Raw genomic sequence first — 9740 nt, forward strand, 5'->3', positions numbered from 1 at the left:
TGTTTGTATCTCTTGTGATTGACCATTTGTCACAATAGGATGACAGTGATATCACTTCCTCCAAATGTTGGTAATGAAATTACTGCTGTTAAAACCATCGGAAATGAGTAGATAATGGTAAACGAAAATAAACAGGTAAACTATATAAGCCAGCAATTGGGCGAACCAATAGAGGTATAGCAAAGCAATGAAAAGCGACTCCCCATCCGAAATTAACTCCAACGAACTTGGCAGCGAGGTGACTGAGCAAGTAGCAACCCCAATGAATGAACAGGGAGATACTATACTCACTGAAGAAAATGGCGACGCTACAGCCCAGCCCGAAGTTGATATCGCTGCTTTGTCAGAGTTGACTCAACAAATTGAATCTCTCAGAGTACAATTAGAAGAACGTAGCACTCAGTATATGCGGATTGCCGCAGATTTTGAGAATTATCGCAAACGCACAGCCAAAGAAAAAGAAGAACTGGACTTACAGGTAAAGCGAAACACAATTACGGAATTGCTGCCTGTAGTTGATAATTTTGAGAGAGCGCGAGCGCACCTCAAACCCCAAAGCGAAGGCGAAATGACAATTCATAAGAGTTATCAAGGGGTTTATAAACAGTTGGTAGATTGTCTGAAACGGTTAGGCGTAGCACCTATGCGACCTGAAGGCCAAGAATTTGACCCTAATTTGCATGAAGCAGTGATGCGAGAACCGACAGATGAACATCCAGAAGGAACGGTGTTAGAAGAATTAGTTCGCGGTTATTATTTTGGCGATCGCGTACTTCGTCATGCCATGGTGAAAGTAGCTGCTCCCAAAGAAGATGCCCCTTCTACACCAGAAGATCAATCTAGCCAAGACAACAGTTAACCAGAGCCAGGATTTTATCTCTTACCCAGGATAGGGCTGTTGACACTTAGCTCAAGTTTCACAGCCCCCTGCTCCCAAAATTTCAGTTATTCAGATAAATAATGTCGAGGATTTATTTAAAACAATAACCTCTATGTGTATAATCGCTTATAATAAAACTTGCATAAATTTGGCTATTAAATTTGTAGCCTGTAGCTAACACAAAATCGCTGGCGAATAGTTACGGTAAAATATTTAACTCAAAGACTTTACGTATGGGAAAAGTTATCGGCATTGATTTAGGAACTACTAATAGTTGTGTCGCCGTGTTGGAAGCTGGGCAACCAATAGTGATTGCCAATTCCGAAGGAGGACGGACTACTCCTAGTATTGTGGGTTTTGGGAAAGGTAACGATCGCTTAGTCGGACAACTAGCAAAGCGACAATCTGTAACCAATGCCGAAAACACAGTCTACAGTATCAAAAGATTTATTGGTCGTCGTTGGGAAGATACAGAAATAGAACGCGATCGCGTCCCTTATAACTGCATCAAGGGTAGAGATGATACCGTTGATGTCCAGATTCGCGGACGTAGCTACACACCCCAAGAAATATCCGCTATGGTGCTGCAAAAACTCAAGCAGGACGCAGAAAATTTCTTAGGTGACACAGTTACAAAAGCCGTAATTACCGTACCAGCATATTTTACAGATGCCCAAAGACAAGCCACCAAAGATGCTGGGACTATTGCTGGCTTAGAAGTATTAAGAATTATTAATGAACCCACCGCCGCCGCCCTAGCTTTTGGTTTAGACAAACAAGACCAAGAGCAATTAATCTTAGTATTTGATTTAGGAGGAGGGACATTTGACGTATCCATACTCCAACTAGGAGACGGAGTTTTTGAAGTTAAAGCCACCTGTGGCAATAACCACTTAGGGGGAGACGACTTTGATAATGCCATTGTCTGCTGGATGGTAGAGCGATTCCTAGCAGAAGAGAAAATAGATATTACCCAAGACAAAATGGCTCTGCAACGACTACGAGAAGCAGCAGAAAAAGCCAAAGTTGAACTATCCAGCATGGTTAGCACCTCCATTAATCTGCCATTTATCAGTGCTGATGCCACAGGACCAAAGCATCTGGAAATGGAACTCAGTCGTTCTCAATTTGAAGAACTGACAGGGAAATTAATCGAGGGGACTATCGAACCAATGATCCAAGCCCTCAAAGATGCAGACCTCAAACCCCAAAATATAGATCGGATTATTTTGGTTGGTGGTTCTACCCGCATTCCTGCCGTACAAAACGCTTTAATCAAGTTTTTCAATGGTAAAGCCCCAGATCGTTCCGTTAACCCAGATGAAGCTGTAGCTTTAGGTGCAGCCATCCAAGCCGGAGTTTTAGGTGGAGAACTAGATACGCTGTTGCTTTTAGATGTCACACCCCTATCTTTAGGAATTGAAACATTAGGAGAAGTCTTTACAAAAATTATTGAACGTAATACCACCATTCCCACTAGTAAATCTCAAATATTTTCTACAGCCGTAGACGGACAAACATCCGTGGAAATTCACGTTCTCCAAGGAGAACGGGCAATGGCAAAAGATAACAAAAGTTTGGGCAAGTTTCTACTCAGTGGCATTCCTCCTGCACCTCGTGGTGTCCCACAGATTGAAGTAGCATTTGAAATTGATGTCAATGGCATCCTCAAAGTTGCCGCTCAAGATAAAGGTACAGGTAGGGAACAAAGCATCCGCATTACTAGTACAGGTGGTTTGAGCAATAATGAGATTGAGCAGATGCGGAAACAGGCTGAGTTGTTTGCCGAAGAAGATCAAAGACGTAAAGAATTAGTAGAACTCAAAAACCAAGCTGATAACCTCTTGTTCAGTTATGCTTCAACATTACGGGATAACCGCAATTTACTCAGTGAACAGTTGATAGTTAAGGCTAATGAAAAAGTTGACCTACTACAAACAGCAATGAGTAATCCGAATATGTCCCCAACTAACTTTAAAACTCTTTTAGATGATTTCCAACAAACTCTATTTGCTATTGGTGCAGATGTTTACAAACAGGCTACTAATGAGGAACCAGGATCTGAAGACTTAACAGAAATAACTGTGATCGAAGAACATCAGCCAACCGCCGATAGCTCACAAGTACCACAATTTAGTTTTGATTTTGATGAAGAAAATAACGCACAAGCTGATTATGAAACAATAGATTAGAAACATCTAACTCGCACTGCTTTTGTTGCAGCCTCAGTGCGGTTTTCTACCCCTAATTTATTGAGGATCTGTGTCACATGATGTCTAATAGTAGAAGGACTTATTTTTAACTTTTGGGCGATCGCTTCATTAGTCAATCCTAAACTCAATAATGCTAACACTTCTTCCTGTCGTTTAGTCAATTTATAGACAGGTTGAGATAAAGATTGAGGTTGTTGAAATAATGCCACAAGAGCCTCTGATGCTACTTTACAGAAACCAGCAGCAGCACATCGCACAGCATCCGCTAATTCATCAATTGACGCACCTTTGAGCAAATAACCAATCGCTCCAGCTTCCATTACTTCTTGTAATATTTCTGTTTCTACAAAGCTGGTTAATACCAAAACCTGAATTTCTGGATAATTATTCTTAATAACTCTTGTGGTTTGGACTCCATTCATTTGCGGCATCATCAAATCCATTAATACCACATCTGGCTGTAACTCTGCACACAGATGTATTGCTTCTTTACCATTACGTGCTTCACCTACTAATTCAATATCATCAAAGGCTAGTAAAGAAAATTTAATCCCACCTCTGAGGATTTCGTGATCATCAACAGTGATGACTCGAATGGGTTTGATTAATTGATCTTTTGCCATTTCGACACCCTGAGTATTAAAAATGCTGTTAAAATAGTATCTTCTTTACTGTTAGTATTTGTAATATTTTTATTAATTCTTAATTACCTACCATTGATTAACCAAGTTAATATAATCTTTGTACCTTTTCCTAGATAACTTTCTAACTGGAAATTAGCACTAATAGACTCAGCGCGTTCTTTCATAATTTCTATGCCTAAATGACCCAATGGTATATCTTTAACATCAAACCCATAGCCATTATCACTAATACATAATTTCATATACTCTGAATTGCCTTGAAAAGTGACATCTACTTGGGTAGATTGGGCGTGTTTAATAATATTATTAAGTGCTTCTTGGGTAACACGGTAAAATACCAGTTTTACCTCTTCTGGTAAAGGTTGATCTCCCGTTACTGTAGTGATAATTTGAATTTTTGCCCGTCCTTGAACTGCTTTAGTTAACTGTTTTAGTAATTCACCTAATGATTTGTCTCTCAACCCGCTAGGTCGCAACTCTACCAGTAAACTCCGCATTTCTGCTAATGCCCCCTGTGTCAGTTGGGCAAGTTCCTCTAATTTCTCTTGGGCTATTTCTGGATGACGTTGCCATACTCTGGGTACAGTTTCGGCAATTGTAGCCACAGAAAATAATGTCTGCGATACTGAATCATGTAAATCCCGCGCTAAACGATTTCGCTCCTCTTCTACCGCAATTTTTCGTAGACGTTCGCTTTCTAGTAATTTTTGCCGCAATTTGACTGATTGAAATAACTCTTTAATTAGACGTAGACTCATAATCAAAACAAAGGACATAAACCCAAATTGAGCTAAGTACACAGATTTGAACACCCTGAAATCTATAAGGCGATCATGTACACCCACTCCTAGTAATATTCCTGTACTAACAGCTAGACTAATTGCTGCTTGCTTTTCACCGCGTAGATATTGACGATAACAGGCATACAATATAAAAATAGCAATACTAATTAAACCGAGAAATTGGAATCTAATCAAGGGATTGATTGTTGTTCTTTCTGGATAAGCAATTAACTCACCCCAAGGTAAAGAAAAATTTGATAGCTGACTGATATGGGAATAGGAAATACCAGCAGGAGAAATTAAGTTGATCAAAAAATAAAATAGGTAAAGGCTATTCAGCACCAAAATTAGACGCAATGGCTTAAAATTAGTATATATAGTGGCAAACCAGGTCAGAAAAACTGTAAAGATGAATCCTGACCCAGATACCCATTTTCTGGCATAGATATAGTTTTCTATATTTGTAGATTGATACATAGCTATTATGCCCAGGATATAGCTACAGGCTGACAAACTGGATAAACCAAAGCAGATATGAAGTGCCGGTTGTAATCCCTGCCAGCCAATCAGTATGTGTAATATACCCACATAGAGACAAACCCCAACGCATATACTAAGAATAATAGGGAGAATATTCATTGATGGATTAGATTAGAAGTTGAAGTTGATCTGTAAATAAGTAATATCACTTAATAAGACATTTGGTCAAACTTCATTTCTCTTTCGATTCATAACTAATAATTATATATAGCACTTCGATTTAATTTATTTCGATTTAATTTATGTAGAGGTAAAGCAAGAACAATTGCTTCAGCTTCTCCAAAATCTAGCTCGTTTAAAAGTTCATTAACTTGATTTTTATTACTTACTAAATGAACGTTAATCCAAGATAAATTTTGAACTTCTGTTGTCCCCGGAACTAAATAGCCAACATTGACTATTTCATCATAAACAGCTTGAGGAATAATCACTTGATCATACAGTTGATGTAATAGTTCAAGATGTCCGACTGCGGCTAAATTGGTAAGGGAAGTTGTGTCGCTAATTATAATCATAATCTTCCCATTTCTTGTAAAGTTTTAATATCTTCTTCTAATTCAGCCACATCATAATGAATATAAATATTACGTTGAGCTAGTTCTTTTTGAAATTGAAGTACATTCATTTCCGCTAGACGACGAGCTTTTCCGATGCTAATTTTATCTTTTTCAAAAAGCATAATGGCTATTTCTAGCTTTAATTCACTTTCTGTCATTTTCGTTGCTTGAATAATATCATCAGAGATTAGAATAGTCATGGTTATATTTTTCCCTCGTTCAAATTATTATTATAGCTTTTTCGCATCTACTACAAATTTACTCAAGAGTTTCGATCCTCACGCAAAAGTTCAACACTGTCACTAAAAGTTTTACCTAAATAACGCTGACGTGCAGTATCTATTTTCGCCCACGCTTGTGCTTTCGCTAAGTCTTGATTTACTAATTCAGCACTAACTCAAAATCTGAAGTTTTGCTTCATCAAATATAACACCCCGACGAGCAAAATATTTATGAATGTTAATTTGTACAAATAAATCTTTCAGTTCTTCCGCAATTTCAATTGGTGGATTTCCTGATAATGCAACTGCTATTAAATGTTCCGCACTGTGAATTTCTCCACAATCAATTGCTAAGGTTGCTGCACTACGATATAATATCGAACGGGTTGGTTCTGCTGCACAATCATTGGTAATTAATTCTGCTGCTAACCGTTCTTTTTCAAATGCTTCTCGTGATAATTTACAAGCTAAATCTAAGTTACTTTTAAGTTTAGCAACTTGTGCCATTTCGGCTAAATCCATAGCTTGTTGATGTAATTCTTGAATCTGACTCATTTTTTTACTATAAATACTAAAGGATTACTAAATTCAACAACCACAATGTAAGCAGGGAGAGTACCATCTGTGGGGCTAACTTGTTCAAGTTTCTGTTTGATTCTAGCTTTTATTCGGTTGTTTTCACCTTTACGAATACCAGAAACTTCCAATCGTACTGCATTTTGAAATGGTAACTCATTGTTATCATCTTTTTTACCTAACCAATAATCAAATCCTGTTCCCCTGCGCGAACGTTCGATAACTGTATAGTCTGTAAGTTCTTGTATAATTAAAAAGGCAATTCCATAAGCTGCCTGTTCTGTAGTATATTCATTATCGTTCCAACAGCGTAGCATTTGGTCTGTTACCTCTTGCCAATATAGGTTAAAAAAAGTTGTAAATTCTCCTTTAACAGTGAGTTCAATACCTTGATTATAACTTTGGTTATGTAAACACACAGCACAGGCTTCTGCTAATGTCGCACCAAAAGCTGGAGTAATAGCAGGTAATCCTTTTTGTAGTTTCGTAATTACTAATTTTTTAGAATTTGAAGCCATCAGTTAATCAATATTTTAATCTTGTAAAATTTACATCACACTTAATAATTAGAAATCATCAATTTAAGAATCTATTACCAATTCTATCACCATTAATTGCTATCTTTTTCGCTCTTTTTCTGGGTAGTAGAGCAAGTGGCGTGGGTTGAGGGGGGTAAGGCGTAGGCGAATTTATTCGTTTATTCCCATTCATAGTTTCTACTTATATAGGATCATGATCCTAGTCAAAGACTAGATCAATGTCCGATGCGATCGCTATAACTATCGAAATATAATGAACGACACAGATCATTAAATCAAGAAATTCATCAAGTTTAAATTTTCGCTGACTTCCCCACAGAGGCATTACCGCGCCAATCTGGGATTTTTTGCATAGGCATTAATACTTAATAAATAAAAACAAAACATATACTAATCAATGTCAACAATCACCGCAAATTCCGCCCCTTCCTTACAAATTACAGCTTCCCAGGATTTCGCCTCCTGGCTGGAACAGCAAAACCTCAGTCTAGCCTTTACCACCTACCAAACTAACCGCCTTTTTTTCGTCAGTGGCCAAGCTAACGGCAGACTGAAACTACACGAAAGACTATTCGACAAACCAATGGGACTATGTGTAGCAGCAAATCGTCTCTACATGACCACCCGTTACCAAATCTGGGATTTCCATAATCTCCTGGATAGTGGGGAAAAATCACAGGAAACAGATCGCCTCTATGTCCCCCACACCGCTTACACCACTGGAGATGTCAACGCCCATGAAATAGCATTAGACAATGCCGGAAAACTAATTTTTGTCAACACCGATTTTAGTTGTTTAGCCACAATTAGCCCGGATTACAGTTTTGTACCCATCTGGCAACCGCCCTTTATTTCCAAACTCGTCGCTGAAGATCGTTGTCATCTGAATGGGTTAGCGATGGTAGAAGAAAAACCCGCTTATGTCACCGCCTGTAGTACCACAGATACCGCCGCCGGCTGGCGAAATCATCGCCACGATGGGGGAGTCGTGATTGATGTTAAGCAGAACGAAATTATCGCCACAGGCTTATCAATGCCCCATTCTCCCCGGTGGTATCAGGGGAAATTGTGGTTACTCAATTCCGGCACAGGGGAATTTGGCTACATCCAAGATCAACAATTCCATCCCATCACCTTTTGTCCTGGATTTGTGCGCGGGTTAGCCTTTTGGCAAAACTTCGCCTTTGTGGGACTATCTCAATTACGTTCCCAGAGTTTTACCGGCTTAACCCTAGAAAAACGCCTTATGTCTGAGGGAAATCGCCCCCAATCTGGGTTAATGGTAATTGACCTGAAAACAGGTGAACCCCTGCACTGGTTATATTTTCAGAGCGTAATTGAAGAACTATTTGATGTGGTAGTTCTGCCCGGAGTGCAACAACCCCAACTTATTGGCTTACAAGAAGAAGAAATACAGCGTCTAGTCACATTTCCCAACAGTGGCGGCATTGTCACCACCAAACCCACTGCCAAACGTCCCAGTAAGGGCGCAAAACCTCCTATTGCGGGTTTACCCCAACCTAGCACGGCATTACCCACAGAAGAAGAACCAATCCCTTTGATTAAGGAAGTTATGGGGGATAAAATCCGTTACCAACGGGTGTATCACCTCAATACTAGCAATGCCCTCACCTACAATCATCTCACCTATCCCAGTTTAGAAAAACGCTGGCAAACCCAACCACCCCAAGGGGAATTAACGGGGCTTTCTGCTTCTGTAGATGGGGCAATTGTGGGATTTGCGATCGCCGAACGTTTAAGCTCAGAAGAAGCCGAAATGATCTCCCTATTTGTGTTACCCGAATACCGTCATCAAGGGATTGGCACAAGGTTAGTGGCTTATTTAGAACGAGAATTGTCACAACAGGGATGTGAAGAAATCGTCCTCAGCTATTCAACCAATACAATTACCAATACAGCTTTAGACCCGCTACTGCAAAAGCTACATTGGCAACCCCATCAAACCAACATGGTGCTAGGCAAAACCGCTACAGAAAAAATTGCCCAAGCCCCCTGGTTAAACAAGTTTCCCCTACCTCCAGTCTTTGAGGTGTTTCCTTGGCTAGATGCAGGTTTAGCCCTGCCCCGTGCTGTGGAATCACACCGCTTAGAACCCCTAAATAGCTTGGGATTACGCTATCGGGAGGAGGTAATTGGTTGGGTGTTCACCCATCGGGTTGCACCTGACACAATTCGCTACACCACTCTCTCAATTGCTGAACCTTTTGAGAAGCGGGGGCGAGGGATTTCTCTGTTAGCTGAAGCGATACGTCGTCAAGTTAACAGTGGTGTTCCCTATCTGACGGGTTCGGTTTCCCACCATTATCCCCGTTTGTTGCAGTTTGTTGAACGACACCTGACTCCCTATTTAACTGGGTTAGGGGAAGTACGACAGACGAGTAAATCTTTGATCCCCCTAAATCCCCCTTCACAAGGGGGACTTTGACTCCTATTCCCCTCTTATTAAGGGGCTAGGGGGGATATTTCCCACATCTATTTTATTTTGAATTCATTTTGGAGAAAACTAATTATGCCACCAGTAGAAACAACAGATCCACAATTCTCATCACCTGTAACCAACCCCTTCGGGCTGACGAATGTCGGAGGTTTTGCTGCACCCACCTTTGCCGATATTGATAATGATGGGGACTTGGATGCTTTTGTGGGTGAAGCTAACGGCGATACCCTGTTCTACCGCAACACGGGAACGGCTGCTGCTCCCACCTTTACCCTGGAAGCCACCAACCCCTTCGGACTGACGAGGGTGCTCTCTAATTCTACACCCATC

9 protein-coding genes and 1 pseudogene are annotated in these 9740 nt (G+C 40.2%); 4 read left to right on the forward strand and 6 right to left on the reverse strand.

All coding sequences use genetic code 11. The features are described 5' to 3' along the window. The first annotated feature begins 114 nt into the window (after positions 1-114). Positions 115-859, forward strand: a pseudogene (gene grpE, locus FJR38_RS11390) (nucleotide exchange factor GrpE). A 254-nt stretch (positions 860-1113) separates the two neighbouring features. Continuing rightward, entirely contained in the window at positions 1114-3072 is a 1959-nt protein-coding gene (gene dnaK, locus FJR38_RS11395) for a molecular chaperone DnaK (protein WP_168494182.1), read from the forward strand. Here the strand turns inward: dnaK and FJR38_RS11400 are convergent. The 6 genes from FJR38_RS11400 to FJR38_RS11425 form a co-directional block, all read right to left on the reverse strand. After that, positions 3069-3716: a response regulator transcription factor gene (locus FJR38_RS11400; protein ID WP_168537072.1), complete on the reverse strand. Its 648-nt coding sequence runs from the start codon at positions 3714-3716 to the stop codon at positions 3069-3071. The genes dnaK and FJR38_RS11400 overlap by 4 nt on opposite strands. 83 nt (positions 3717-3799) lie before the next feature. Next, a complete protein-coding gene (locus FJR38_RS11405; RefSeq protein ID WP_168537074.1) occupies positions 3800-4996 on the reverse strand; it encodes a sensor histidine kinase in 1197 nt (398 codons plus the stop codon). A gap of 257 nt (positions 4997-5253) precedes the next feature. Continuing rightward, a complete protein-coding gene (locus FJR38_RS11410; protein WP_168494176.1) occupies positions 5254-5574 on the reverse strand; it encodes a hypothetical protein in 321 nt (106 codons plus the stop codon). Beyond that, positions 5571-5816, reverse strand: a complete 246-nt coding sequence (locus tag FJR38_RS11415) for a UPF0175 family protein (RefSeq protein ID WP_168494174.1) — start codon at positions 5814-5816, stop codon at positions 5571-5573. The genes FJR38_RS11410 and FJR38_RS11415 overlap by 4 nt, the downstream gene beginning before the upstream one ends. A 192-nt stretch (positions 5817-6008) precedes the next feature. Further along, the gene (locus FJR38_RS11420; protein ID WP_168494172.1) at positions 6009-6392 is read right to left on the reverse strand and encodes a hypothetical protein; all 384 of its coding nucleotides are present in this window, start codon (positions 6390-6392) and stop codon (positions 6009-6011) included. Continuing rightward, positions 6389-6931 carry a hypothetical protein gene (locus FJR38_RS11425; RefSeq protein ID WP_168537076.1) on the reverse strand — a complete coding sequence of 181 codons (543 nt, stop codon included), beginning with the start codon at positions 6929-6931 and terminating at the stop codon, positions 6389-6391. Before FJR38_RS11425 ends, FJR38_RS11420 begins: the two co-directional genes overlap by 4 nt. Positions 6932-7349: 418 nt before the next feature. Between FJR38_RS11425 and FJR38_RS11430 the strand changes: the two genes are divergently transcribed. Both FJR38_RS11430 and FJR38_RS11435 read left to right on the forward strand, forming a co-directional pair. Continuing rightward, positions 7350-9398 (forward strand): TIGR03032 family protein, encoded by a 2049-nt coding sequence (locus tag FJR38_RS11430; protein WP_168537078.1) that lies wholly within the window; start codon positions 7350-7352, stop codon positions 9396-9398. An 84-nt stretch (positions 9399-9482) separates the two neighbouring features. Beyond that, on the forward strand, positions 9483-9740 hold a 258-nt coding region (locus FJR38_RS11435), incomplete at its 3' end, for a VCBS repeat-containing protein (RefSeq protein WP_168537080.1).

This window comes from Anabaena sp. UHCC 0253 (assembly GCF_009712085.1).
GTDB lineage: Bacteria > Cyanobacteriota > Cyanobacteriia > Cyanobacteriales > Nostocaceae > Dolichospermum.